Consider the following 26,391-nt stretch of genomic DNA (forward strand, 5'->3'; position numbering starts at 1 on the left):
GTAATTGTAAAGCATATATGGAAGCGCGGCTGCGCGCGCTTACCAACGTGTCAGAAGGGTAATCCGGGCATTTTGCCCAGCTTTCCCAGCTTGCCCATTTTCCCCATCCGCTTGAGCTGCTTGCCGGAGAACTGCTTGCTCATCTGCTGCATCATCTCAAACTGCTTGAGCAGCCGGTTGATGTCCACCACTTGGGTGCCGGAGCCGGCGGCGATGCGCTTTTTCCGGCTGTTGTTCAGCAGGGAGGGGTCCTCCCGCTCAGCGGGGGTCATGGACAGGATGATGGCCTCGGTGCGGGACAGGGCGGATTCATCCACCGACGCCCCCTCCAGGGCCTTGCCGTTGACGCCGGGGAGCATTCCGGCGATGTCGGTGAGGGAGCCCATGCTCTTGAGCTGCACCAGCTGGTCGTAAAAGTCGGCCAGGGTAAAGCGGTTTTTCCGCAGCTTTTCCTCCAGCTCAGCGGCCTTCTTGGCGTCAAAGGTCTGCTGGGCCTTCTCAATGAGGGAGAGCACGTCTCCCATGCCCAGGATGCGGGAGGCCATCCGGTCGGGATAGAAGATATCTACCTGATCCAGCTTTTCGCCCTGGCCCACGAACTTGATGGGCTTGCCGGTGACCGCCTTGATGGAGAGGGCCGCGCCGCCCCGGGCGTCGCCGTCCAGCTTGGTAAGCATGACGCCGGTAATGTCCAGGGCCTCGTCAAAGGCCTTGGCGGCGTTTACCGCGTCCTGGCCGATCATGGCGTCCACGATGAGCAGGATCTCGGTGGGGTCGATGGCCGCCTTCATGTCGCGGAGCTGGTCCATCAGCTCCTGGTCCACATGGAGCCGGCCGGCGGTGTCGATGAACACAATGTCGTTGCCGTGGCTCTTGGCGTGCTCGATGCCCGCCCTGGCGATGTCGATGGGGTCGATCTGGCCCATCTGGAACACGGGCACGTCCACCTGGCCTCCCACCACCTCCAGCTGGGTGATGGCGGCGGGACGGAAGGTGTCGCAGGCCACCAGAAGGGGCCGCTTACCCTGTTTTTTGAGGAATCCCGCCAGCTTGGCCCCGTTGGTGGTCTTACCGGCGCCGTTGAGGCCCACCAGCATCACCACCGTGGGGGGCTTGGGGGAGATGGTCAGCTTGGTGCTCTCTCCGCCCATGAGGGCGGTGAGCTCTTCGTTGACGATCTTGACGATCATCTGGGCAGGGGTCAGGCTCTCCAGCACGTCGGAACCCACCGCCCGCTCGGTAACAGTGGCCACGAATTGCTTGACCACCTTGAAGTTCACGTCGGCCTCCAGCAGGGCCATGCGGATCTCCTTCATGGCCTCCTTCACGTCGGCCTCGGTGAGACGGCCCTTGCCCCGCAGCCGCTTGAAGGCGGCGGAGAGCTTTTCGGTCAGTCCTTCAAATGCCATGGGTCACTCCTGTTTCAGCTGGGTCAGGATGGCGTGGAGCTTGCCGCACTGGGTCTCCACCTCGTCGTCCTGCCAACGGGTCTCATTCCGATGGGCGATGACGGCCACCGCCTCCTCCATCTGAGAGAACTGGTCCTGCATCTTGTGGAACCGCTTGATGATGCCGGTCTTGTCCTCCAGCTCGGTGAGGATGGCCTCCGCCCGGACGATCACGTCCCGGACGCCCTGGCGGGTAATGCCGTAGTTTTCAGCGATCTCGGCCAGGGAGAGGTCCTCATTATAATAGAGGTCGTAGAATTCCTTCTGACGGTCGGTGAGCATGTCTCCATAAAAGTCATAGAGCAGAGCCATGCGGTAGGCCTGGTTCTTCATGATGCACCCTCCTTCAGCAAGTCCTTCTGTAAAGGAAGTAAAGTTTCTTAGCTTTACAACAGCAATGATGATACACGATTTTCCCTCCCTTGTCAAGAGGGTACCGGCAGAATTTTTTTGTCCGGCGGCGGCCGGCCCGTCGGGCATGCCCGCATAGTTTTCCACCCCTGGCAAAGACTATGGATACATCCAAAAAGGAGGTTAAACTGTGAAAGTACGCATTTTGCTGGCGGCTGCCCTGGTCGCGCTGGGGCTGGCGGCCGCCCTGCCGGCCTCGGCCCTCTTTTCCGATCCGGGAGAGAGCGACCGGGCCGATCTGAGCCTGGCCAAAAACGGTCTGGTGGGAGAGACCATGGCTTTTTCGGCCGATGATTTTGACAGTGAAGAGGGGCTGGACGCCATTGTGGTCACCAGCCTGCCCGATCCCGCTGCCGGGACTCTTACCCTGGGGGGGCTGTTGGTGGGAGAGGGGGATGTGATCGCTCTGTCAGCGGTGGACGGTCTGCGGTTCACCCCGTCCGCCCAGCCTACGGTGCTGGAGACCGGCTTCACCTTTGCGCCGCTGTACGTGGACGGGGCCCGGGGGACGGAGTGCATGGCGGAGCTCTATCTGCTCACCCAGGCCAACGGAGCCCCGGTGGCAGAGAATCTGGAGCTCACCACCTACAAAAATGTGGCGGTCACCGACCGGTTTGCCGCCGTGGACCCGGAGGGAGACATCCTGACCTACCGGCTGGTGAAAAAGCCCGCCCGGGGGCAGGTGACCATTGGGGAGGACGGACAGTTCGTGTACACCCCCTATGAAAACAAGACGGGCAAGGATTCCTTCACCTATATTGCCATGGATACGGTGGGCAACGCCTCCGACCCGGCCACGGTGAAGGTGAAAATCGAAAAGCCGGACACCAAGGTGGCCTACGCCGATCTGGACGGCCACCCCGCCCACCGGGACGCCATCCGTCTGGCGGAGGAGGGCGTTTTCGTGGGGGAGTGCGTGGGGGAGCAGTATTTCTTTCAGCCCGATGCCTTGGTGACCCGAGGTGAGTTTTTGGCCATGGCCATGGACACGGCGGAGGTGGAGACGCTGGCGGGAGTGACCCGCACGGGCTTTGCAGACGACGAGGATATCCCCACCTGGGCCAAGCCCTATGTGTCCGCGGCGCTGATGGGCGGCCTGATCCAGGGCAGCCGGGATGAGGCCGGGCAGGTGGTGTTTCAGGCCAATGATCCCATTACCCGGGCGGAGGCGGCGGTGATGCTGGACCGGATGCTGGGGGTCACCGACGTGGACGCCGGCGCCTTCGGCCTGGCGGAGGCCCCGGTTTGGGCCGCCCAGGCGGCGGCCAACCTGACCACCTGCGGGGTGCTGGAGGGCGGCAGCCTGGGGGACAGCCTCACCCGGGCGGAGGCCGCCGGCCTGCTGCGGGCCTCCCTGGACCTGCTGGACAGCCGGGACACCGGGTGGTTTTAAAACAGGTGAAAGAGAGATTTTGCTGACGCCTGGGATGACAGACAGGGGGCCGCCGCATTTCGTGGCGGCCCCTTTGAAAAATATGGCTTGGTGGTTGAGTATAGAGGTAAAGCGTGCTATAATGACCTATTAGTGCGTATCATATCGTATCAAACTGCCAGCAGAGGTGTATTATGAAGATCGTAGTTTTGGCCGGGGGCCTGTCCCCGGAGCGGAACGTATCCCTTTCCACCGGCACCATGGTCACCGAGGCCCTCCGGGCTCTGGGCCACCGGGCGGGGCTCATCGATATGTTTTTCGGCCTGGGAGAGGGCCGGGCAGAGGAGTCCTTCTTTGACGCTCCGGTGCCGGAATCCTTTAAAAAGATCAGCCGGGAGGCCCCCGATCTGGCCCAGGTGCGGGCCAGCCGCCCCGGAACCAGCAAGAGCATGTTCGGCCCCGGGGTGCTGGAGCTGTGCCAGATGGCCGACCTGGTGTTTCTGGCCCTCCACGGTACCTGCGGCGAGGACGGCAAGGTCCAGGCCGCCCTGGAGCTGATGGGCATCCCCTACACCGGGGCGGGTTACCTGTCCAGCGCCATTGCCATGGATAAGGACCTGACCAAGCGGATGGTGGCCGACGTGGTGAACACCCCCGGCTGGAAGACGGTGGACTATACCGCCGACGACATCGACAGCCTGGTGGAGCACGCCCGGCTGCCCCTGGTGGTGAAGCCGGTGGCCAGCGGGTCCTCCATCGGCGTGTCCATTGCTCATACTGCCGAGGAGCTGCGCAAATCCCTCACCGACGGTCTGGCCATGGGCGGCCGCACCGTGCTGGAGGAGTATGTCAAGGGCCGGGAGATCCAGGTGGGTATCCTGGAGGGGAAAGCCCTGCCCTCCATTGAGATCATCCCCAGGGAGGGCTTTTACGACTACGCCAACAAGTATCAGCCTGGCGCCGCACTGGAGGTCTGTCCCTCGGAGATCCCGGCGGAGTGGGAGGAGAAGCTCCGCTCCGCCGCCCTGCGGGTGTATGAGACCCTGGGCCTCAGCGTGTACTCCCGGGCGGACTTTATCGTCACCGCCGACGGTCAGCCCTGGTTTTTGGAGATCAACACCCTGCCCGGCATGACCCCCACCAGCCTGCTGCCCCAGGAGGCCGCCGCCGTGGGTATCAGCTATAATGAGCTGTGCCAGCGCATCGTGGAGGCTTCCCTGGAGGCCAGGGCCCAGGGGAAATAAGCTACCGTCCAAAAGAGAGAGATTGAAGGAGACAGTTTCATGGAGCCGATGACCATTCGAGAGATCCTGGACGCCGTGGGCGGCAGCCTGCTGGGGGATTTTAGCGACGTGGATAAGACGGTTGCCCGGGTGGAGACCGACAGCCGGACCATTCACCCGGACTCCCTGTTCATTCCCCTGGTGGGGGAGCGGTTCGACGGCCACGCCTACATCAACGCCGCCCTGGAGGGAGGCGCCGTCGGCTGCTTTACCCAGCGTGAGCGGGACAGCTACCTGCCAGGTAAGTTCTATATTAAGGTAAGGTCTACCCACAGGGCCCTGCGGGATCTGGCCAAGTACTACAAGAGCAAGTTCCCTATCCCGGTGGTGGCCCTTACCGGATCGGTGGGCAAGACCACCACCAAGGACATGGTGGCGGCGGTGCTGGGGGAGAAGTACAACGTCCTCAAGACCGAGGGCAACCTGAACAACGACATCGGGGTGCCCCTTACCCTGTTCCGCCTGAAGCCGGAGCACCAGATCGCCGTGCTGGAGCTGGGTATGAACCACGCCGGAGAGATCGACTACCTCTCCGCCATCGTGGAGCCTGACATGGTGCTCATGACCAACATCGGAGACTCCCACATCGAGCATTTCGGCTCCCGGGAGAAGATTTTGGAGGCCAAAAGCGAGATCTTCCACTCCGCCAAGCCCCACGCCCCCGCCATTATCAACGGGGACGACCCCCTGCTGAACACCCTGCCCGGCAAGCTGCCCTTTTCCTTCGTGCGGGTGGGCTCCGGGGAGGGGCTGGACTACCGGGCCATGGACCTGGAGAGCGACGGCAAGAGCCGGATCACCTGTAACGTGAAAACACCTCACGGAACTTACCCTGTGGAGATCCCTGCCCTGGGGGACCATATGATCTATCCCACCCTGATGGCCGCCGCCGTGGGGGACTATTTTGGCCTGACCCGGGAGCAGATCGCCGCCGGGATCCTCCACTTCGCCCCCACCAAGATGCGGATGAACATCCTCACCCGGGGGGAGGGGATCACCATCCTCAACGACACCTATAACGCCAACCCACAGTCCATGCGGGCGGCGGTGCAGGTGTTGTCCAACGCCAGCGGCGACTACAAGATCGCCGTGCTGGGGGATATGTTCGAGCTGGGGCCCCTGGCTCCCGCTCTCCACGCCGGCATCGGGGAGTATTTGGGCAAGGCGGGCATCCACTGCCTGGTGGCGGTGGGGGAGCTGTCCCAGCATATTTATACTGCCGCTCAGCAGGCCGGAGTGCCGGTTTGCTGGCACTGCAAGACCAAAGAGGAGGCCAGGCCGGTGCTGGACAGTGTGGTGCGGCCCAATGCCACCATCCTGGTGAAGGCCTCCCGGGGGATGGCGCTGGAGGAGCTGGTGGAGTACCTGCTCACCATCACCAAAGAGTCGTAAAAAAAGGCCTTCCCCCACAGGGGGGAAGGTCCTGACGCCGTAGGGGCCGACGCCCACATCGGCCCGTCCTTTATCCAAACAGCTTTTGCAGATTTTCCTGGAAGGGCGGGTAAATGACCCCCTTCTCGGTGATGATGCCGGTGACCAGGCTGTGGGGAGTCACGTCGAAGGCGGGGTTGTACACATCCACTTCTGCCGGGGCGGTCTGTACCCCGTACAGGGTGCGCACCTCATTTTTGTCCCGCTCCTCGATGGGGATCCCGACCCCGTCTGGAATAGACAGGTCGATGGTGGAGCAGGGGAGAGCCACATAGAAGGGAACCCCGTGGAAGTGGGCGTTCACCGCCACCGAGTAGGTGCCGATCTTGTTGGCAAAATCCCCGTTGGCCGCCATCCGGTCGCAGCCCACCACCGCCAGGTCGATTTTCCCCTTGGCCATCAGGCTGGCGGCCATATTGTCGGCGATGAGGGTGGCGGGGATGTGGTCGGCCACCAGCTCATAGGCGGTGAGCCGGGCCCCCTGGAGCAGGGGACGGGTCTCATCAGCGTAAACCATATTTACTTTACCCTGCTCATGGGCTGCCCGGATGACCCCCAGGGCGGTGCCGTAGCCCCCGGTGGCCAGGGCCCCGGCGTTGCAGTGGGTGAGGATGTTGGCCCCCTCCGGCACCACGGCGGAGCCGTAAAGGCCCATCGCCTTACACATTTCCACATCCTCCTGGTGGATGGCCACCGCCTCGGCAATGAGGGCCTCCGGGTCCCCGCCGCAGCTTTTGGCGGTTTGGGCCATCCGCTCCAGGGCCCAGAACAGGTTGACCGCCGTGGGGCGGCTGGCGGCCAGGACGGCCTTGGCCTCCTCCAGGTCCTCTCCGGCCAGGGCGGCCAGGCAGCAGGCGTAGGCGGCGGCGACCCCGATGGCGGGGGCGCCCCGCACCACCATGGTGCGTATGGCGTCTGCCACCGGACGGTAATCGGTGTAGGGCAGCCAGACCTCTTCCACCGGAAGCCTTGTCTGGTCTAATAAGTAAAGGGTTTTTCCTTCCCAACGAATGGCGTCCATAGCCATGACCTCCCATCTGATTTACCACTTCAATATATCACAACCCAGGTCAGGAGTAAACAAAAGATGATCGATATCGCAGTCTCGAACCTGTCTAAGGAATTCGAGGTAGGCAAGAAAATACTGGACGGCCTCACCTTCCAGATCGACCAGGGGGAGCGGGTAGGCCTGCTGGGCAGGAATGGCGCCGGCAAGACCACCCTGTTCAAGATCCTCACCGGCGAGCTGGACTGGGACGACGGCGAGGTGCGCATCGCCCCAGGCAAAGGAGTGGGCCTCATCTCCCAGATCCCGGTCTATCCTCCGGAGTACACCGTGGCCGACGTACTGCGCACCGCCTTTGACAAGCTGCGGGCCATGGAGACCGAGATGGCTGAGCTGGCCGGGCGGATGGGAGAGGACAGCGATCCCGCTCTGCTGCGGCGGTACGACGCCCTTACCGCCGCCTACGAGGCGGGGGGCGGCTACGACACCGAGACCCAGCTCAACAAGGTGTGCAACGGCCTGGCTATTTCCCAGGACATGCGGAATCAGCTCTTTTCCTCTCTGTCCGGCGGGGAAAAGACCCGGGTGAACCTGGCCAGGCTGATTCTGGAGGACACTGATATCCTCCTGCTGGACGAGCCCACCAACCACCTGGACCTTCGGGCCACCGAGTGGCTGGAGGAGTACCTGGACAAGTATAAAGGCACTGTCCTTGCCATCTCCCATGACCGCTGGTTTCTGGACCGGGTGGTGAAACGGGTCATCGAGATCCAGGAGGGGAAGGCGGAGTTCTACGAGGGCAACTACTCCTTCTACGTGGTGGAAAAGGAGCGCCGGTACCAGGAAAAGCTGAAGCAGTACGAGAAGGAGCAGGCCAAGATCGAGCAGCTGGAGAAGGCCGCCGAGCAGCTGCGGGTGTGGGCCTATTCAGGCAACGACAAGACCTTCAAGCGGGCCCAGTCCATGGAAAAGCGGATCGAGCGGCTGCGCACCACCGACAAGCCCACCAGGGAACGCCGCCTGGACATCAAGTTTGGGGAGCGGGAGTTCCGGGGGGACGAGGTACTCACCATCAAAGAGCTGAAAAAGTCCTTTGACGGCCGCACTCTCTTTGACCACGTGAATCTGGAGGTGGTGGGGGGCGAGCGCATCGCCCTGCTGGGAGACAATGGCGCCGGAAAGTCCACCCTGCTGAAGATCCTGCTGAAGGAGGAGGAGCCAGACTCCGGAAAGCTCCGGATGGGACCAACTGTAAAGGTGGGCTACCTGCCACAGATCATCCACTTTGACAAGCCGGAGCGCAACCTGGTGGACACCATGCTCTACGCTCAGAACTGTACCACCCAGACCGCCCGCAACCGGCTGGCCGCCTTCAATTTCCGGGGAGAGGACGTGTTCAAGCCGGTGTCCGCCCTGTCCGGAGGAGAGCAGAGCCGGCTGCGGCTGTGTATGCTGATGGACGAGAAGATCAACCTGCTGATTTTGGACGAGCCCACCAACCACCTGGACATCGCCAGCCGGGAGTGGATCGAGGACGCGGTGAGCGAGTACGAGGGCAACCTGCTCTTCGTCTCCCACGACCGCTACTTCATCAAGCAGTTTGCCACCCGGATCTGGATGCTGGAGGACGGGCACGTCACTGACTTCAAGGGCACCTTTGAGGAGTTCCGGGCAGCCCGGGAGCGGGCCAAAACCCAGGCTGCCGCCGCCCCCATCAAGGCAGAGCCGGACAAGCCCAAAAAGGAGAAGCCCCGCCGTCCCGGCGGTACCAAGGAGCTGGAGAAGCAGGTGGCCGCCGCCGAACGGGCGGTGGCCAAGGCGGAGGAGCGGCAGTACGAGCTGTCCCTCAAGGCCGAGGAGGTGGCCTCCAATTACCTGGAGCTCCAGAAGGTGTATGATGAGCAGAAGGCTCTGGAGGATGAGATCGCCGCCCTTTATCTCCAGTGGGAGACCCTGGCGGCAGAGCTGGAAGAGGCGAAGGGATGAGAAAGAGGAGACAATACTACAAACCCTACGGCGGCAGGCGTTCCGGCCCCATTTGGCTGCTGAGCCTGCTGGCGGTGGTTTTGATTTTCGTACTGGGCTTTGTGGTGCTGCTGGGCATTGTGCTCTTTGGCAGCCGGGATCAGCTCAGCGGCCAGCCCCAGGTGATGGTGATCCTGGGCTGCAAGGTGGAGACCTGGGGCCCCTCTATTTTGTTGCAGGACCGGTTGGACAAGGCTCTGGACTATTTGGAGGACCACCCGGACCTGACCATCGTGGTGGCTGGGGGCCAGGGGGACGACGAGCACGTCAGCGAGGCCCAGTGTATGTACGACTATCTGACCGGGCACGGGGTGGACGGCGGGCAGATCCTGCTGGAGGATCAGTCCCACAACACCTGGGAGAACCTGCGCTATACCCGTGCGCTGCTGGAAGAGCAGGGAGTGGAGGCCACCGATTTCGTGGTGGTGTCCAACGGGTTCCACCTGGCCCGGGTGCGGATGCTGTGGGAACGGGCGTGGGACGGGGAGACAACCTTGTCAACCCTGGCGGCCCCAAGCTCCCATCTGCCCTCCCGCCTGAGCATGTACATCCGGGAACCCTTTGCGCTGGTAAAGTCATTTTTCTTTGACAGGTGATAGAATTTGGATATGCAGGACAAACTGAAGGCCCTGGACCTCCGGTTCGCTAACATCGAGGCCCAGCTGGGGGCGGGGGAGACCTATGGGGACCCGGCCCTGGTGGCCAAACTGAACAAGGAGCAGCGGGAGCTGGAGCCGGTGGTGACCGCCTGGCGTGCCTACTGTAAGGCCCGACAGGACCTGGCCGGCGCCGAGGCCCTGCTGTCCGATCCGGAGCTGGGCGAGATGGCCCGGGAGGAGTTCCAGCAGGCCAAGGAGGACCTGGCTCGGTTGGAAAATGAGATCCGCATCCTGCTCCTGCCCCGGGACCCCAACGACGACAAGAACGTCATCGTGGAGATCCGGGCCGGAGTAGGAGGGGAGGAGGCTGCCTTGTTTGCCCACTCCCTCTTCCGCATGTACTCCATGTACGCCGACAGCCGCCGGTGGAAGGTGGAGGTGGACGCCCTGAACGAGACTGAGTTGGGTGGGGTAAAGGAGATATGCTTTACCATCCAGGGAGACGGGGCTTACTCCCGCCTGAAATTTGAAAGCGGGGTCCACCGGGTCCAGCGGGTGCCCGAGACTGAGTCCGGCGGGCGCATCCACACCTCCACCGCCACGGTGGCGGTGCTGCCCGAGGTGGACGAGGTGGACTTTGAGCTCAATCCGGCGGACATCGAGATGCAGGTGTTCCGCTCCTCCGGGGCGGGAGGCCAGCACGTGAACAAGACCTCCTCCGCCGTACGGCTCATCCACAAGCCCACCGGCACGGTGGTGGAGTGCCAGCAGGAGCGGTCCCAGTTCCAGAACCGGGACAAGGCCATGCAGATCCTCCGGTCCCGTCTGTACGAGGAAAAGGTGCGGGAGCAGGAGGAGTCCCTGACGGCGGAGCGCCGCAGTCAGGTGGGCACCGGCATGCGCAACGAGCGCATCCGTACCTACAACTTCCCCCAGGGCCGGCTCACCGACCACCGGATCGGCCTGACCCTGTACAAGCTGGAAAACGTCATGAACGGCGACCTGGACGAGATCATCGACGGCCTGATCACGGCGGATCAGGCGGAGAGATTGAAGAACAGCCGGGACGAATAAGGAGGAACACCCATGGAACTGATCATCCACTTCAACGCCCTGCCGGAGCACCTGACCCTGGACATGGTGCGGGCCGACCTGGCCGACCTGCTGGAGGACGACGGCTGGCTCACCGGCTCCGGGCTGAACTACCTGGAGCTGGAGCTGGAGGACGAGAAGGTCAACCCCAAGTACGGCATCCTGACCGTGAAAAACTATCTGCAAACCGCCAAATTCGCCCCCGACACCACCATCGAGCTGGCAGGCACGCCGGTGGGCATCTACGAGTAACAGGGAGGAAACGCATATGAAGACCGCCATTGGTATCCTGCACATCATCTCCGGCGCCGCCCTGCTGGCGGCGGGCATCCTTACGGTGGCTCAGCCCAAGCACTGCCGCCGCCGGTTCCGCCGGCGCTGAGAAAGAGGGGCGTTTCGTGCATACCCTTCGATTGAATGCCGGTCAGGTGGAGGAGGCGGCGGCCATCCTCCGCCGGGGGGGCCTGCTGGGCATCCCCACCGAGACGGTGTACGGCCTGGGGGCTAACGGCCTGGACGGTCAGGCGGTAGCTCACATCTTTGAGGCCAAGGGCCGCCCCCAGGACAACCCTCTCATCCTCCATATTCCCACGGCGGACTGGCTGGAGCGATACTGTGAGGACATCCCCGCCGCCGCCTACACGCTGGCGGAGCGGTTCTGGCCGGGGCCCCTCACCATGATTTTGAGGCACAAGCCCATCGTGCCCCGGGGGGTGACCGCCGGGCTGGACACGGTGGGGATGCGCTGCCCGGCCCACCCGGTGTGCCGGGCCATTCTCGCGGCCGCCGACCTGCCGGTGGCAGCTCCCTCGGGCAACACCTCCGGCCGGCCCAGCCCCACCAATATGGCTGATATGCTGGAGGACATGGAGGGGAAGATCGACGGCATCGTGGACGGCGGCCCCTGCCAGGTGGGGGTGGAGTCCACCATCATCGACCTGACCGAACAGCCCCCCCGGCTGCTCCGCCCCGGCGGGGTGACCCTGGAGGAGCTGGAGGAGGTGCTGGGAGAGGTGGCGGTGGACCCGGCGGTGACCCGGCTTATGGGAGCGGGGGAGCAGCCCCGGGCCCCCGGCATGAAATACCGCCACTATGCCCCCAAAGCCCCGGTGACGGTGGTCCAGGGGGAGCCCGCCGACGGGGCCCGGTACATCCGCCGCCACCTGGCCGACGGGGACGGCGTCATCTGCTTCAATGAGTTCGTCCCCCTCTTCGAGGGCCATCCGGTGGAGCCCATCGGCCCCAAGGACGATCCGGCGGAGCAGGCCCGGCGGGTATTTGACGCCCTGCGGTACTTTGACGGCACCGACGTCACCCACATCTGGGCCCAGTGCCCCGACCGGTCGGGCATCGGCCTGGCGGTGGCCAACCGGCTGAACAAGGCCGCCGGGTTCCATATCGTCCAGGCGTAAGGCCTGTTTTCAGGGCCCGCCGCGGGATACCGCGACGGGCCCTGAAAAAATATTCTCCTGGGGTGAATGAAATGGTCCCGCTCCCTCGTATTATGGGTGAGGCCGGCGACGGCTATCTCAGATATGGAGTGATGGATGATGAATAAGATCTGGAAGGGAATGATCGCCGGGGCACTGGTACTGACCATCGGGGCCACCACCGCCTTTGCCGCCGGAGGCTGGCATCACGCCGCCAGCCGGAGCTGGAGCGGCTGCCAGGGGAGCGACTGCCAGTATGTGGACGCCGACGGCGACGGGATCTGCGACAACCGGGGAACCGGCTGCCGGTACACGGACGCCGACGGAGACGGGGTGTGCGACTACTACGGCGCCGGTTGGGGCCATCGCGGCGGCCATCACGGCTGGTAACCGATTCTGGTATCTGAGCAGAGAAGAGAGGTGGAGGACATGCGGGGGGAAGAAGAGACTGACCTGGCCATCCAGCGGTACGGGGATACCGTCCGTCGGCTGTGCATGCTCCACCTGAAAAACGAGGCGGACAGCCAGGATATTTTCCAGACCGTCTTTCTCAAATACCTGTTGTACCGGGGAGAGTTTGAAAGCCCGGAGCACGAGAAGGCCTGGTTCATCCGGGTCACCCTCAATGCCTGTAAGGACCTGCTGAAGAGCGTGTTCCGCAGCCGTACTGTCTCTCTGGAGGAGCTCTCCCCTCAGTATGCCGCCGGGCTCACCGACGACAGCCGGGAGGTGTGGCGGGCGGCGCTGGCTCTGCCCCCCAAATACCGGGACGTGATCTACCTCCACTACTATGAGGGCTATACCGCCCCCGAACTCAGTGAAATTTTAGGCCGTAAAGTAAATACCATTTACACAGATCTGACCCGGGCCAGGGGTAAGCTGAAAGAGATGCTGGGAGGTGAGGGGGATGGATGAACGGCTGAAGGAGGCCTTTGGACAGGTCCGGGCGGAGGACAGCCTGAAAGCGGCCACCCGGGCCCGTTTGGCGGCGGCCAGAGCGGGCCGGAAGCGAAGCGCCCCCCGGTACTGGCTGGCGGCGGCGGTGGCCTGCCTGGCCCTGCTGGTGGCGGGGATCGGTGGATACCAATTCTACTTTACACCTACTACCATCCTAAGCATTGATATCAACCCCTCCCTGGAGCTGGGGGTGAACCGCTTCGACAAGGTGGTCACCGTCCTGGGCTGGAACGAGGACGGCCAAGCCCTGGCAGACAGCCTGGAGCTGCGCTTTTTGGACTACCAGGAGGCCCTGGAAGTCCTGATCGGCTGCCGGAGCATCGCCGACCGGCTGGCCCAGGGGCAGCTGCTGTCTATCACCGTGGTAGGGGAGGACCAGGTCCAGAGCGACCGGCTGCTGGCGGGGGCGGAGGCCTGCACCGCCGGACAGGAGAACGTGCGCTGCGGCCACGGGGACGCCCAGACTCTGGAGGAGGCCCACCACGCCGGACTGTCCATGGGCAAGTATCAGGCCTTCCTGGAGCTCCAGGCCCTGGACCCCAACGTCGCCCCGGAGGACGTGGCCGGGCTCACCATGAGGCAGATCCGGGACTGGATCGACCGGCTGGCGGGATCCCAGGGGGCGGAGGAGACTCCCGTCTCCTCGCCGGGCGGCGGATGGCAGGGGGACCATGACGGCGGCCAGGGCCACCACCACGGCTGGGATACACACGAATAGCAAAGAAAAAGACCGCATTGCGCGGTCTTTTTCTTTGGACAGTTCTGTGGTATACTATATAAGAAAGATCTCGTCGAGGCCGTTCAAGGGAGGCGATTACGGTGAAAAGAGTGACCTTTTCCTTCCAGGTATTCAGCGGCATTGTGCTTTTGGGCATCTGCTTCGTGCTGGGGCAGTTGACCCAAAACGGCCTGTTTCTCAACGGGGCCTGGATCCTGTACGGAGTGGCCTTTTTGATCCATCCCGTCTGGCCGGAGAGCTGGGCCTATGCCGACCCCGTCAAAATGCGGCGGGGTGCCCGGATCGGCGGCTGCCTGTGCATTCTGGTGGGGCTGCTCACCCGGTTTGGCGTGTAGTCTTGGCGGGAAGCGGAGCCTACAATTTACAAATCGCTCACACACCATTTGCCCGGTGTGGTATACTAGCACTCGGAGGCGAACGCCTATGAAACGCATCGGCATCACCGGCCCCACCGGGGCGGGCAAAACCACCGCCCTCCACGCTCTGGCGGAGCTGGGGGCCCATATCATCGACGCCGACCAGGTGTACCACCAGCTGCTGGCGGGCAGCGTACCCATGCGGCGGGCCCTGTTGGACCGCTTCGGCGTCTCCATCCGGGAAGCGGACGGGGAGATCGACCGGAAGGCCCTGGGGGCCATTGTCTTTGCCGACCCGAATGCCTTGTCCGATCTGAATGCCATCACCCACCGGTTTGTCGGGGATGAGATCGCCAGCCAGTCTGCCCAGGCGGAGCGGGAGGGACGGCCTGCCGTGGCCATCGACGCCATCGCCCTCATCGAAAGTGGAATAGGGGCGGAGTGCGACGCGGTGGTGGGGGTACTGGCCCCCAAGGAGGTCCGCATCCGCCGGATCATGGCCCGGGAGGGCATTTCGGAGGCCTACGCCCGTAAACGGGTGGAGGCACAGCAGGGAGACGGGTTCTATCGGATCCACTGCACCCACATTCTGGAGAACGGAGAGGGCTCCGAGGCGGAGTTCCACCGCCGGGCCCTGGCCCTGTTCCAGACCCTGATCCCATAAAAGTTTTGATACAGGAGGAGTTTCACATGGAAGAGAAACAGAAGACCCCTGGAGAGCTGCGGCGAGAGGCCCTGCTCTATCAGCCCAAGAATGGTTATGATCGCCTGTCTCCCGAGGAGGAGGCCGATCTGAACGCTTATTGCGAGGACTATAAAAAGTATCTGGATGCGGGCAAGACCGAGCGGGAGTGCGTGGACGAGACCGTCCGCCTGGCCCAGCTCCACGGCTTTGTACCCTTTACCCGGGGGATGGCCCTCAATCCCGGCGACAAGGTGTACCGGGTGAACCGGGGCAAGGCGGTGATGCTGGCCGTGGTGGGCAGCGAGCCTCTCAGCGAGGGCGTCAATATTGGAGCCGCTCACATCGACTCCCCCCGGCTGGATCTGAAGCCCAACCCCCTCTATGAGGACGCCGAGCTGGCCTTCCTCAAGACCCACTACTATGGCGGCATCCGCAAGTACCAGTGGGTGACCATCCCCCTGGAGCTCCACGGTGTGGTGGCCCTGAAGGACGGCACCAATGTGCAGGTGGCCATCGGAGCCGGGGAGGGAGACCCCCGGTTTACCATCGACGACCTGCTGCCCCACCTGGGGGTGGAGCAGTCCAAGAAGCCCCTGGGGGAGGCCATCCCCGGGGAGAGCCTGAACCTGCTCATCGGCAGCCGTCCCTTCAAGGGCGATGAGGGCTCCGACCGGGTGAAGCTGGCCATCCTGGATCTGCTCAACCAGAAGTACGGCATCGTGGAGGAGGACTTTATCTCCGCCGAGCTGTCCGCCGTGCCTGCCTTCCGGGCGGTGGACATCGGGTTTGACCGTTCCCTCATCGGTGCTTATGGCCATGATGACCGGGTGTGCGGCTTCGCTGCCCTGGCCGCCCTGTTCACGCTGGGCACTCCCCGCCGTACCGCCATCTGTATGCTGGCCGACAAGGAGGAGATCGGCTCCACCGGCGTGTCCGGTATGAAGTCCGCCGCCTTCGATACCTTTATGAGCGATCTGTGCGACGCTCAGCGGGTGCCTCTGAAGGTGTGCTATGAGAAGTCCTTCTGCCTGTCCGCCGACGTGACGGCGGCCTTTGACCCCAACTTTGCCGAGGTATATGAGAAGCGCAACAGCGCCCGGGTCAACTACGGCATGGGACTGTGCAAGTATACCGGTTCCCGGGGCAAGGGAGGGGCCTCTGATGCCTCCGCTGAGGTGGTGGCCTATACCCGGAGGGTGCTGGACCAGGCCGGCGTGGTGTGGCAGATGGCCGAGCTGGGCAAGGTGGACGCCGGCGGCGGCGGCACCGTAGCCTGCTATATGGCTGAACGGGACATCGACACCATTGACGCCGGGGTGCCGGTGCTGTCCATGCACGCCCCCTTCGAGACGGTATCCAAGCTGGACTGCTATATGACCTATCGGGGTATGAAGGCGGTCTACGAGGCATAAGCATCACATTTCTTGCAGGGAGAGCCTGCCGCCTGAGGGTGGCTGGCTCTCTTTTTTTACCCTTTTGCCAGGGGAACAAGACAGCTGGATTGATTTTCCTGGGCGGTTGTGATATGATGTTTCGTACAGAAAATGGAATAGAAAGCGGGGTTTTACTATGAAGGCAAGAAGGTATTTATCCGCGGTCCTCTCCCTTTTGCTGTTGATCTCCTTGTTTGGCGTCTATGCCGGCCCGGCGGAGGCCGCCGGAGGAGAGATCTCCGTGTACGTGGACGGTGAAAAGCTGGACTTTGACCAGCCGCCCATCGCCAAGAACGGCCGGACTCTGGTGCCGGTCCGGGCCATTTTTGAGGCCCTGGGCGCTACGGTGGACTGGATCCAGGAGGAGCAGGCGGTGGTTGCCCAGCGGGGAGACGTTATGATCGTCATGGTGCTGGGAAAAGATAAGTTTGTGAAGGACACAGGTGGAGATGGCGGCGTGGTCTATGACCTGGATGTCCCGGCGGAGGCCCTCAACGGCCGCACCCTGGTGCCTATCCGCGCCGTGTCCGAGGCGCTTGACTGTAACGTGGAGTGGGACGGCGCGACCCAGACGGTGACAGTCTCCTCTGAAAAGTGGATCGACGGCTCCAACGCTGCCACAAACGGCTACATCCATAACGGGGTCCTCTATTATTCCTTTATTTATCAGCCGTATATCTATGCCTACGACGGCGCGTCCACGCGGACCTACGCGGCGGGGGGGACCCCGCTGGGGATCGTGGTCAACCGCAACAAGATCTACTATATCAATAAGGACAACCAGACCATCAGCGCCATCAGTCTGGCTGACGGGTCACGGGAGACTGTGTTCGCGCGCCTGAGCAAAATTTCTGATTTTTCCATCTGTGGAGATAAAATGGTGATCATCGGATATGACGGCGAGGATCAGATGGTCTATAAGCTGGATCTGGCGGAGGGGACCTCCAAGCTCCTCTACAGCCGGCCGGACGAGAATCTTCTGATCGCGGAGGACGGCAGCGAGTTTGCCCTGTGGAAGCAGTACCTCTTTGTGATCGACAGCGTGTCCCCTCTGCTCAGCGGGGAGTCCAGCTGCAAGCTGCGCATGGTGGATACAAACACCGGGGACTCCAGAGTGGTATTCGATCTGAAGGGTACGGTGACCCAGCTCAGCATCAAGGACAGCAGCTATACCCGCAGGTATAAAGGCGCTTCTGTAAAATTCGACCAGGAGAACGCCTGGTTTATGCTCCAGTTTACCCGCAGCGCCGATACCAGCAACTACTATGGCGCCCAGACCTATGAGGAGTATTACAAGGTCAGCCTTGCCAATGGGGCCGCTGTGGAGATCACCCAGGACCAGTTTGAGGCGGCGGAGGATAGTTCCACCGTCAAGACCGGTGAGTGGACTTATGGTGCTGATAAGAACAGGGTATACCGTACCAATCTCCAGACCGGCATTACCGAGACCCTGGTGTCTGGCGAGAATTACTACTACATCACCAACGACGGCCAGTGGGTGGTGGTCCTGCGGGCGGAAAGCAAGGGCGGGACGCCTGTTTCGACGAAGGGTTATAAGTATGCTGAGGTGTTCGTGATGGACGCTGACGGGAATCATTTCCGCTCCATCAACAGCTATTCCGACTCTACCAGCAGCTCAACACCGGTGGGCGAGGTAGACGTGGGCCAGCTGTCGGATGAGCTCTGCGCCGTCTGTGCCGGGACCGGAATGGTGACCTGTCCCTATTGCAGAGGCACCGGCGACGGCCAGCCCATCTATGTGCTGGGGATCCAGACGCCCCAGGGCTGCACTTACTGCGGCGGCACCGGCGAGCGGCTGTGCAACGGCTGCGGCGGCTCCGGCAGGAAGAACTGAACAGGTTTGATGATAAAAGGAGGAGAGGCAGAGCATCGTAGCTCTGCCTCTCCTTTTGCTGCGCTGATAGGGCGTGCCGCCGGGTCATCCGGGGGCGAGGCTGCGGCAGCGGGTCACCTCGAACCCGCCGGTGCAGATCCTGCCCTCCGCCAGAGTGCGGGCGGCGTAATCGTTGAAATGCCACCACTCCGACTCCAGAGGGGTCATGCCCGCCTGCTTGAAGTAGCCACGCAGGGCCACGGCGGGATCGTTCATGGTGTCCGCCAAGGTGGTTTGGCCGGGGCCGGTGGTGGAGGCGGCAGCCATGCTCAGCTCATGGATGGGGGTAGGCATCTCATATTCCTCCCAGACTGTGGGCGTCAAGTAGGAATACCCTCCGGTAGCTTTGATCTCGGTGGCGCTCACCTTGGCCAGACTCACGTCCACCGCAAACCCCTTCTGATGGTTGGAGTAGCCGGTGTTGATGAAGTAGGTCATGGACCAGGGGGGCGTGGTGATCCCCGCCTTGACCTCCGAATCGGCCTCCGCCAGGGCGGTGAGGGCCTTGACTACCGCCCGCTGGGCGGCGTAGGGCCGGTAGGCCTCATAGAGGACGAGGGTATTGCCCTGGGCCAGGGCGGCCCGCTGGGCGGCGCAGATCTTTTTTGCCGTGGCGTACAGCACTGGCATCAGATACTGCTCCCGGTCGAACCGAGGGTTGTACGCCTTGCCCGAATACAGGGCCTCCCCGGTGATGCCGGGGATGGCCTTGCCGCTGCTGACATACCGGGCGGCATAGGTGTTTACCCCGTCGTATACGATAGAGGGGACCACGTCGGGCAGGTTGATCATACAGACCCGGTGGTCCACCCAGCCTACCCCGGCGGGGGCGGATACCTTCCACCAGTTACCATTCTGGGACAGGATGGTAAAGGAGTCTCCAGGCCGGAGCACCGCCAGGGCGCCGGCGTAGGGGTCGGCGGCGGCCTGAACGGCAGACAGGTGGGTGACCTGGGCTACCGCCTGAGCGGCGGGCGCCGTGCCGCTCTCAACCGGCGGGGGTTGGGAGGGCGTGACGGATGGCTCCGGGATGACGGCGGGAGTGGGAGCTGGTGTGGCTGTGACCGCCGGACTTGGGGTGGCGGTTGGCGTGGGCGGAATGGTCGGCGTGGGAACAGGGGTGACCGCCGGTGTGGGGGACGGGGTAGGAGTGGGCGTTGGTGTAGATGTGGGCACAGGCGTGGGGATGACTGCCCACAGCCCGGTCTCCACCGCCGCGTAGCCGGTGGCCCCGTAGAGGGGAAGCTCCAGCCCCAGGGAGGTGAGTCCGGGCAGGTCCCGGTCCAGCTTGTGATCCTCCTCCCAGACCACAGGGGTGGGTGTGGGCTCCGGCGTGGGGCTGGGACTGGGTGTGGGCCGCGCCGAGGCCGTGGGGATGGGAGAGGGTGTGGCTTCCGGCGTGGGTGTGCTCGTTGGGGATGAATCAGGCGGGGGAGTGGAGGCGCCGCAGGCGGCCATGGTCAAGACCAGGGCGGCGGCGCACAGCAGGGACAGTCCCCGTTTCAGCATGGAAAGTCATCCTCCTTTCCAGCCCTGGACTCAGGCCACCAGAGCCAGAACCCGGTTGATGACGGTAGCGGATTCCGCGCGGGAGGCCACGATGGTGGGCATCAGGTAGCCGTCGGTGCCCTGGAAGAGGCCGGCGGCGGTGGCCCGGGCGGCGGAGGCCAGCGCCCAGTCGGCGATGGCGCTGTCATCCTTGAAGCCCAGACCGCTCTTTTCAGGCAGGTTCAGGAACCGGTCCATGAGCACCATCATCTCCTGCCGGGTGATAGGCCGGTCGGGGGAGAAGGTGGTGGAAGAGGTACCGGCCACCAGGCCCAGCTGGGCGGCCTTCTGGATGTAGCTCTGAGCCCAATGGCCCTGGATGTCATTAAAGGTGGGAACGGCAGCCCCGGCCTGAGCCTGAGGCAGGGCGTTGGATTTTTCCAGGGCGGTGTACAGCATGGCGGTGAACTCCGCCCGGGTGGTGCCCTGGTTGGGCAGGTAGTTGTTGCCCGAGGGATGGAGTTCCACGCCCAGGTCCTTCAGCTGAGCCACCTCATACCAGGCCCAGTGATAGGTCATATCGTCATAGGGGGAGTGGTAGTCCAGGTAGTCGAAGCCGTAGTCCAGCAGGGCGGTGCTGTCGGTGTGACGGGTGCGCTCGTTGGTGGACTTCATGACCACGGTGATGATGCGGCGGCCATTCCGGACGGCGGTGGCGCTGAGGCAGTAGCCGGCGGCGGAGATGGTACCCGTCTTGAAGCCGTCGCACCCCTCGTACTCATAGGCCTGGTCGGTCAGCAGCTTGTTGGTGTTGGGGTACCACTTGCCGTTGAAGGTGACGCCGGTGAGCTTGGTGTAGTTCAGGACCTGGGGGAAACGCTGGATGAACTCCCGCACCAGCATGGCCTGAGAGCGGGCGGTGAGGTAGTGGACGTGGGCGCCATGGCAGTTCTTGTACTCAGCGGTCATGCCCAGCCGCTTGGCGGTCTCATTCATCCGCTGGACGAAGGCGCTCTCGCTGCCCGAGATGTACTCAGCCATAACGATACAGGAGGCGCTGGCAGAGGGGATAAGGATGAGCCGGAGAAGCATGTCCACCGTCACCGTGCCGCCGGAGGGCAGGGGCACCGAGGCGGGGTAGTTGGAGCCGTCCCGGGATTTGCGGGCATTTTCGGCGCTGATGGGTATCTGGGTGTCCAGAGTGAGGCGGCCGGCCTCCAGCTCCTCAAAGATGATGTAGGCGGTCATGACCTTGGTCATGGAGGCGGGCACCCGCATGGTGTCGGCGTTCTTGGCGTAGAGCAGTTCGCCGGTCTGATAGTCCATCACCACCGCGCTGGCGGCGTAGACCGAGGGCTGCTTGGGGGGAGAGGTGGCAGCCCACACAGGGGTGCTCATCAGCAGGGCCAGCAGCAGAAGCAGTGCTATGACTCGTGTGGGCAGGCGGTGCATTCTCTGGTACATACTGTCATCTCCGATTCTGTCGGCCCTGCGGCCGGCCTGTGATGTGCTTCGCCGGGCGAAGCGATGTCTTTAGTATGGCATAGAACAACCGGTTTGTCAAATACCACCAAAAAAGAACCTGAAAACCTGGGGGATTTTTTTTGGTCACCAGGAAAAGGATTGGAAATATGGAGTGGCATATGCTATAATATCCTGTATTGGTTTGCCCGGAACTCAGACGGACGGCAAGCCTCCGATGATTGGAGGGATTTCATTTGAGTTATCTGATGTCCATTCTCATGGGGATCATCCAGGGTGTGGCGGAGTTCCTGCCCATCTCCAGCTCCGGCCATCTGGCCCTGTTCCAACAGTTCTTCGGCATGGAGAATATGGAGGAAAAGTACATGTTTTTTACCGTCCTGCTCCACTTCGGCACCCTGATCTCGGTGTGCGTGGTGTACTGGCGGGACATCGTGGATATGATCCGGGAGTTTTTCCTGGGTATTGCCGCTCTGGCGGGAAAGGACAACGGCGCTCCGCCGCCCCCGGCCCGGCGGATGGTGATGCTCATCATCCTTGCCACTCTGCCTCTGTTTGTGATGGTATTTCTTCAGGACGCGGTGAACACCCTGTTCTCCAACTCCATCATGGTATCCATCGCTCTGCTGTGTACCGGCTTCATCCTCTATTTCTCCGACCGGATGGCCAGAGGCCGCAAGACCGCTAAAAACGCCACCGTGGCCGACGCCCTCATCGTGGGCTGCGGCCAGGCCCTGGCGGTGATCCCCGGCCTGTCCCGCTCGGGCACCACCATCTCTGTGGGAATGCTCCGGGGCTTTGACCGGGCATTCGCCGTCCGCTTCTCCTTCCTCATGTCTCTTCCCGCCATTCTGGGGGCCAACGTGCTGGAGGTCAAGAACGCGGTGGAGGCCGGCTTCAATATGGCGGAGCTGCCCATGTATCTGGTGGGCGTGTTGGTGGCCGCTGTGGTGGGCTATTTTGCTATCCGTCTGGTCAAGAGTCTGTCCGACAAAGGCAAATTTGGTATGTTTGCCTACTACTGCTGGGCGGTGGGCCTGGGCAGCCTCATCGCCGGCGTGGTCAAGACCATTGTGGGCTGACCCGCGTCAAGTTTCCCTGGAAAGGATCTGATACCTATGGCCACAGCACAAAAGAAGACCTCCGGCGGAAAGCGGACCGCTTCTTCCGGTCGGAAACCGACCGCCAAACGCGCGTCTACCGCCAACAGCCGGAGCAAAAAGTCCGCGCCCCGTCCTGTCCGGCGGGAGGTGGGGGCGGTGGTGTGCCTGCTGCTGGCCATTTTTGCCGCCCTGGGTTACTTCCACATCCAGGCCATCTTTATCGACTTTTTCTGTGGCGTGGTGAAGGGACTTATCGGCTACGGTTATCTGCTGCTGCCCCCCATGCTGCTGGTGGCCAGCGGCATCCTGGCCTTCCACCGTGGCCGTCCCGTTCAGCTGCGGGTGTGGTGCGCCCTGCTGCTGCCCGTACTGGCCGGTGGGCTGCTCCACCTGTTCCTGGCCAAGGGCGCCTACAACTGGAACCTGGATATGGTAAAGCTGCTGTGGACCCAGGGAGAAACCCTGACCAGCGGCGGCGTGGTCAGCGGGGGGCTGGCCCTGGGCCTTACCGCTGTATTCAGCAAGATCGGCGCCGGCATTATCTTCGCCATCCTGGGGATCATCCTGGTGATGGTGTGCTTCCATATTTCCCCCTCCGATCTGGCCGACAGCTTTCGGGAGCGTCCCCGGGTGGAATATGAGGAGGAAGAGCTGCCCGTCCCCCGTCGCCGGGTGAAGGAGGAGCGGCCCAAGGCTGTGGAAGAGCCCCGGGAGAAGCGGGCCAAGGCGGAGATCGATATCCCGGTGGATGAGGGTCCCCTGGTAGGCAAGACCAGGGAGCCCAAGCCGGTGGAGAAGAAGGAGCGGTTCTTCAACCGCAAGCCCTCGGTGCCCACTCCCGATCAGGTGCTGGCTGGGGTGAGCGGGGGGGAGGCCCCCCAGGAGGAGGAGGAGAGGGCGCAGGCCCCTGGGGAGGAGGTCCGGCCCGCCCCTCCCGAGCCCCTGGTGGAGGAGCCCGTTCAGCCCGAGCCGGAGTCTCAGCCAGCCCCCATGCCAGAGATCGTGCGGGAGCCGGCGGTGCCCGCCCCGCCCAGCAGCAAGGCCAGGCAGCGGGAGGAGGCTGCCCAGGCGGCGGCCGAGGTGGCCCAGGACATCGCCCGCAGCCTGGAGGAGGAACCGGCGGCCTACCAGTATCCCCCGGTGTCTTTGCTCACCGAGGGGGAAGGCGTATCCAGCTCCGACGTGGCCGGGGAGCTGCGGGCCAACCAGGCCCGCCTGTCCGACACCATCCGCTCCTTCGGCATCGACGCATCCATCTCCAATGTGACCCGGGGCCCCTCGGTGACCCGGTATGAGCTGGAGCTGGACCAGGGCGTCCGTCTCAACAAGCTGACCAACCTGGCCGATGATATCGCCCTGGCGCTGGGGGCGGCCGGGGTGCGCATTGCCCCCATCCCCAACCAGATCTCCATGGTGGGCATCGAGGTGCCCAACCGGCTGGTGTCCCCGGTGTATATCCACGACGTGATCGATTCCAAGGAGTTCCGGGACAACCCCTCCAAGGTATCCTTCGCCGTGGGTAAGGATATCGGCGGCAACAACATCGTAGGTAATATCGCCAAGCTGCCCCATCTGCTCATTGCCGGCACCACCGGTTCCGGTAAGTCGGTGTGTACCAACTCCCTCATCATTTCCCTGCTGTACAAGGCCACGCCGGAAGAAGTGCGCCTTATCATGGTGGACCCCAAGATGGTGGAGCTGGGCATTTACAACGGCATCCCCCATCTGCTCATTCCGGTGGTTACCGACCCCAAAAAGGCAGCCGGCGCTCTCCAGTGGGCGGTGGTGGAGATGATGAAGCGGTACCGTGCCTTCTCCGAGATCGGGGTCCGGGACCTGGCCAGCTACAACGCCCACGCCGCCAAGACCCTGGACATGGAGAAGATGCCCCAGATCGTGGTGGTCATCGACGAGCTGGCCGACCTGATGCTGGTGGCCGCCAAGGAGGTGGAGGAATCCATCTGCCGGGTGGCCCAGATGGGCCGTGCCGCCGGGATGCACCTCATCATCGCCACCCAGCGGCCCTCCGCTGACGTGATCACCGGTCTGATGAAGGCCAACATCCCCAGCCGCATTGCCTTTGCCGTGGCCTCTTCGCTGGAGTCCCGTATCATCCTGGACACCACCGGCGCGGAAAAGCTGGTGGGCCGGGGCGACATGCTCTACTTCCCCCTGGGCTCCGGCAAGCCCCAGCGGGTCCAGGGCTGCCTCATCTCCGACGAGGAGGTGGCCGCCGTGGTGGGCTTCATCAAGCAGAACAGCGGCGGGGCCGAGTACGACCAGGAGATCATGCACGACATCGAAAAGCATGCCGCCGAGAAGGAGAAGGGCTCCAAGGGTGTGGGTGGCTCCGCTCCGGAAGAAGTGGGAGACGAGTACGACGAGTTGCTTCCCTCCGCCATCGAGGTGGTGGTGGAGACCGGCATGGCCTCTGTGTCCATGCTCCAGCGGCGGCTGAAGCTGGGCTATTCCCGGGCCGCCCGTCTGGTGGACCAGATGGAGGAGAAGGGCGTGGTGGGCCCCTTCGAGGGCTCCAAGCCACGGCAGCTGCTCATCACCAAGGAACAGTGGCAGGAGATGCAGTTCAAGCAGGACATGGCCGCCGGGGCCTCCGAGCCGGTGCCTGACGAGCTGGGGTTTGAAGGGGACGCGGTGCCCCAAAGCCGGGACCTGCCCCCCTTCGATCTGGATTGAATGGGATCAAAACGGGGCGGTTACAAGTGAATCCATCTGTCATCCTGAGCCCCGAAGGGGCGAAGGATCTTCCGGCAGCGGACCAACCGGCGGGAAAGATCCTTCGCTCTCGCTCAGGATGACAAAAATGGGGCCTGCCGCGTTTTTTGCGGCAGGCCCCATTTGGATCATCTTTATACCCGCCCGATGTCGGTGCGGAAGTGCATGTCGGTGAAGTGGATGTGCTTGGCGGCGGCGTATGCCCCGTCGATGGCCTCGTCCAGGGTGTCGCCCACAGCGGTGACCCCCAGGACCCGGCCGCCGTTGGTGACGATGTTGCCGTCGTCATCCAGCTTGGTGCCGGCATGAAAGACCACGGCGCCCTGATTGGCGGCGTCCAGTCCGGTGATGGGGTAGCCCTTTTTGTAATTCCCGGGGTAGCCTCCGCTGGCCAGAACCAGGCAGCAGGCGGCCCCCGGCTTCCACTGAATGTCGATCTGGCTCAGGGCCCCCTCCCGGCAGGCGGCGAAGATCTCCATCAGGTCGGAGTCCAGCAGGGAGAGCACCGCCTGGCACTCGGGATCGCCGAACCGGGCGTTGTACTCCACCACCTTGGGCCCCTGGGGGGTGATCATCAGGCCGAAGTAGATGACCCCCTTGAAGGGGCGGCCCTCCGCCTTCAGAGCGGCCACGGTGGGCAGGAAAATGTCCCGCATACACTGGATGGCCACGGGAGTGGTGTAGTTGGGGGAGGGGGAGATGGCCCCCATGCCGCCGGTGTTGGGGCCCTGGTTGCCGTCATAGGCCCGCTTGTGGTCCTGGGAGGAGGGCATGCACAACAGGTGCTCTCCGTCGCAGAAGGCCAGCACGGTGACCTCAGGGCCGGTCATGCACTCCTCGATGACCACCTTGGCCCCGGCCTCGCCGAAGCGGTGGTCGCCCATCATGGAGCGGACGGCCTCCTTGGCCTCCTCCACGGTCTGAGCCACGATGACCCCCTTGCCCAGGGCCAGGCCGTCGGCCTTTACCACGATGGGGGCCCCCTGGGCCTCCACATAGGCCAGGGCGGCCTCCATGTCGGTAAAGGTTTCGTACCTGGCGGTAGGGATGTTGTACTTCTTCATCAGATTTTTGGAGAAGCTCTTGCTGGCCTCAATGATGGCCGCGTCGGCGGTGGGACCGAAGGCGGGGATGCCGGCGGCCTCCATGGCGTCCACCATGCCCAGGGCCAGAGGGTCGTCGGGGGCCACCACCACAAAGTCCATGGAGCGGCTCTTGGCCCACTTCACCATGCCCTCCACGTCGGTGGCGGCGATGGGCACGCACTGGGCGATGGATTCAATGCCGCCGTTGCCGGGGGCGCAGTAAAGGCGGGTGACGTGGGGGCTCTGGGCCAGCTTCCAGCAGATGGCGTGCTCCCGCCCGCCGCCGCCTACCACGAGAACTTTCATATTCAGACCTCATTTCGTTTCCCCCGTCCTTTT

The 26,391-nt window shown here is 63.2% G+C and carries 23 protein-coding genes; 17 read left to right on the top strand and 6 right to left on the bottom strand.

The features are described 5' to 3' along the window. Positions 1 to 50 precede the first annotated feature (50 nt). Both ffh and ylxM read right to left on the bottom strand, forming a co-directional pair. On the bottom strand, positions 51 to 1,409 hold the full coding sequence (gene ffh, locus H6B51_RS02200; RefSeq protein ID WP_204882123.1) for a signal recognition particle protein: 1,359 nt from the start codon (positions 1,407 to 1,409) through the stop codon (positions 51 to 53). Between the two features lie 3 nt (positions 1,410 to 1,412). Then, positions 1,413 to 1,781, bottom strand: a complete 369-nt coding sequence (ylxM, locus tag H6B51_RS02205; protein ID WP_204882124.1) for a YlxM family DNA-binding protein — start codon at positions 1,779 to 1,781, stop codon at positions 1,413 to 1,415. A 208-nt stretch (positions 1,782 to 1,989) separates the two neighbouring features. Between ylxM and H6B51_RS02210 the strand changes: the two genes are divergently transcribed. From H6B51_RS02210 to H6B51_RS02220, 3 genes are all read left to right on the top strand, one after another. Next, the gene (locus H6B51_RS02210; RefSeq protein ID WP_335342087.1) at positions 1,990 to 3,252 is read left to right on the top strand and encodes an Ig-like domain-containing protein; all 1,263 of its coding nucleotides are present in this window, start codon (positions 1,990 to 1,992) and stop codon (positions 3,250 to 3,252) included. 173 nt (positions 3,253 to 3,425) lie between these two features. Continuing rightward, positions 3,426 to 4,475: a D-alanine--D-alanine ligase family protein gene (locus tag H6B51_RS02215; protein ID WP_204882125.1), complete on the top strand. Its 1,050-nt coding sequence runs from the start codon at positions 3,426 to 3,428 to the stop codon at positions 4,473 to 4,475. A 39-nt stretch (positions 4,476 to 4,514) separates the two neighbouring features. Further along, positions 4,515 to 5,906: a UDP-N-acetylmuramoyl-tripeptide--D-alanyl-D-alanine ligase gene (locus H6B51_RS02220; protein WP_204882126.1), complete on the top strand. Its 1,392-nt coding sequence runs from the start codon at positions 4,515 to 4,517 to the stop codon at positions 5,904 to 5,906. Positions 5,907 to 5,976: 70 nt separating this feature from the next. On the opposite strand, the gene mtnA is transcribed toward H6B51_RS02220, so the two are convergent. Then, positions 5,977 to 6,966 carry an S-methyl-5-thioribose-1-phosphate isomerase gene (gene mtnA / locus H6B51_RS02225; RefSeq protein WP_204882127.1) on the bottom strand — a complete coding sequence of 330 codons (990 nt, stop codon included), beginning with the start codon at positions 6,964 to 6,966 and terminating at the stop codon, positions 5,977 to 5,979. A 66-nt stretch (positions 6,967 to 7,032) separates the two neighbouring features. On the opposite strand from mtnA, the gene abc-f reads away from it, so the two are divergent. The 12 genes from abc-f to H6B51_RS02285 all read left to right on the top strand — a co-directional run bounded on the left by abc-f (position 7,033) and on the right by H6B51_RS02285 (position 18,122). Beyond that, positions 7,033 to 8,937, top strand: a complete 1,905-nt coding sequence (abc-f, locus tag H6B51_RS02230) for a ribosomal protection-like ABC-F family protein (RefSeq protein WP_204882128.1) — start codon at positions 7,033 to 7,035, stop codon at positions 8,935 to 8,937. Beyond that, positions 8,934 to 9,572 (top strand): YdcF family protein, encoded by a 639-nt coding sequence (locus tag H6B51_RS02235; protein ID WP_204882129.1) that lies wholly within the window; start codon positions 8,934 to 8,936, stop codon positions 9,570 to 9,572. Before abc-f ends, H6B51_RS02235 begins: the two co-directional genes overlap by 4 nt. A 12-nt stretch (positions 9,573 to 9,584) precedes the next feature. Next, complete coding sequence (prfA, locus tag H6B51_RS02240) at positions 9,585 to 10,649, top strand: peptide chain release factor 1 (protein WP_204882130.1); 1,065 nt, start codon at positions 9,585 to 9,587, stop codon at positions 10,647 to 10,649. A gap of 12 nt (positions 10,650 to 10,661) precedes the next feature. After that, positions 10,662 to 10,919: a hypothetical protein gene (locus H6B51_RS02245; RefSeq protein WP_204882131.1), complete on the top strand. Its 258-nt coding sequence runs from the start codon at positions 10,662 to 10,664 to the stop codon at positions 10,917 to 10,919. Between the two features lie 146 nt (positions 10,920 to 11,065). Then, positions 11,066 to 12,079 (top strand): L-threonylcarbamoyladenylate synthase, encoded by a 1,014-nt coding sequence (locus H6B51_RS02250; RefSeq protein WP_204882132.1) that lies wholly within the window; start codon positions 11,066 to 11,068, stop codon positions 12,077 to 12,079. Positions 12,080 to 12,217: 138 nt separating this feature from the next. Continuing rightward, the gene (locus H6B51_RS02255) at positions 12,218 to 12,487 is read left to right on the top strand and encodes a hypothetical protein (protein ID WP_204882133.1); all 270 of its coding nucleotides are present in this window, start codon (positions 12,218 to 12,220) and stop codon (positions 12,485 to 12,487) included. Between the two features lie 39 nt (positions 12,488 to 12,526). After that, complete coding sequence (locus tag H6B51_RS02260) at positions 12,527 to 13,012, top strand: RNA polymerase sigma factor (protein ID WP_204882134.1); 486 nt, start codon at positions 12,527 to 12,529, stop codon at positions 13,010 to 13,012. After that, the gene (locus tag H6B51_RS02265; RefSeq protein ID WP_204882135.1) at positions 13,005 to 13,772 is read left to right on the top strand and encodes an anti-sigma-I factor RsgI family protein; all 768 of its coding nucleotides are present in this window, start codon (positions 13,005 to 13,007) and stop codon (positions 13,770 to 13,772) included. The genes H6B51_RS02260 and H6B51_RS02265 overlap by 8 nt, the downstream gene beginning before the upstream one ends. A gap of 101 nt (positions 13,773 to 13,873) precedes the next feature. Further along, positions 13,874 to 14,128, top strand: coding sequence for an oxidoreductase membrane subunit (locus H6B51_RS02270; protein ID WP_204882136.1), 255 nt, complete (start codon positions 13,874 to 13,876; stop codon positions 14,126 to 14,128). A gap of 88 nt (positions 14,129 to 14,216) precedes the next feature. Continuing rightward, positions 14,217 to 14,813 (top strand): dephospho-CoA kinase, encoded by a 597-nt coding sequence (coaE, locus tag H6B51_RS02275; RefSeq protein WP_204882137.1) that lies wholly within the window; start codon positions 14,217 to 14,219, stop codon positions 14,811 to 14,813. Positions 14,814 to 14,839: 26 nt separating this feature from the next. After that, positions 14,840 to 16,246 carry an aminopeptidase gene (locus H6B51_RS02280; protein WP_204882138.1) on the top strand — a complete coding sequence of 469 codons (1,407 nt, stop codon included), beginning with the start codon at positions 14,840 to 14,842 and terminating at the stop codon, positions 16,244 to 16,246. A 157-nt stretch (positions 16,247 to 16,403) separates the two neighbouring features. Then, the gene (locus H6B51_RS02285) at positions 16,404 to 18,122 is read left to right on the top strand and encodes a stalk domain-containing protein (RefSeq protein WP_204882139.1); all 1,719 of its coding nucleotides are present in this window, start codon (positions 16,404 to 16,406) and stop codon (positions 18,120 to 18,122) included. Positions 18,123 to 18,206: 84 nt separating this feature from the next. Here H6B51_RS02285 and H6B51_RS18025 read toward each other — a convergent pair whose 3' ends face one another. Both H6B51_RS18025 and H6B51_RS02295 read right to left on the bottom strand, forming a co-directional pair. Further along, on the bottom strand, positions 18,207 to 19,670 hold the full coding sequence (locus H6B51_RS18025; RefSeq protein WP_204882140.1) for a D-alanyl-D-alanine carboxypeptidase family protein: 1,464 nt from the start codon (positions 19,668 to 19,670) through the stop codon (positions 18,207 to 18,209). A gap of 30 nt (positions 19,671 to 19,700) precedes the next feature. Continuing rightward, complete coding sequence (locus H6B51_RS02295) at positions 19,701 to 21,113, bottom strand: S-layer homology domain-containing protein (protein WP_204882141.1); 1,413 nt, start codon at positions 21,111 to 21,113, stop codon at positions 19,701 to 19,703. Positions 21,114 to 21,367: 254 nt separating this feature from the next. On the opposite strand from H6B51_RS02295, the gene H6B51_RS02300 reads away from it, so the two are divergent. Both H6B51_RS02300 and H6B51_RS02305 read left to right on the top strand, forming a co-directional pair. After that, a complete protein-coding gene (locus H6B51_RS02300) occupies positions 21,368 to 22,213 on the top strand; it encodes an undecaprenyl-diphosphate phosphatase (RefSeq protein ID WP_243421095.1) in 846 nt (281 codons plus the stop codon). A 36-nt stretch (positions 22,214 to 22,249) separates the two neighbouring features. Beyond that, the gene (locus H6B51_RS02305) at positions 22,250 to 24,928 is read left to right on the top strand and encodes a DNA translocase FtsK (RefSeq protein ID WP_204882142.1); all 2,679 of its coding nucleotides are present in this window, start codon (positions 22,250 to 22,252) and stop codon (positions 24,926 to 24,928) included. A 173-nt stretch (positions 24,929 to 25,101) separates the two neighbouring features. Here H6B51_RS02305 and purD read toward each other — a convergent pair whose 3' ends face one another. After that, a complete protein-coding gene (purD, locus tag H6B51_RS02310; RefSeq protein WP_204882143.1) occupies positions 25,102 to 26,358 on the bottom strand; it encodes a phosphoribosylamine--glycine ligase in 1,257 nt (418 codons plus the stop codon). Between the last annotated feature and the right edge of the window lie 33 nt (positions 26,359 to 26,391).

The organism is Pseudoflavonifractor phocaeensis, assembly GCF_016901955.1.
In the GTDB taxonomy this organism is placed as follows: Bacteria; Bacillota; Clostridia; order Oscillospirales; family Oscillospiraceae; genus Flavonifractor; species Flavonifractor phocaeensis_A.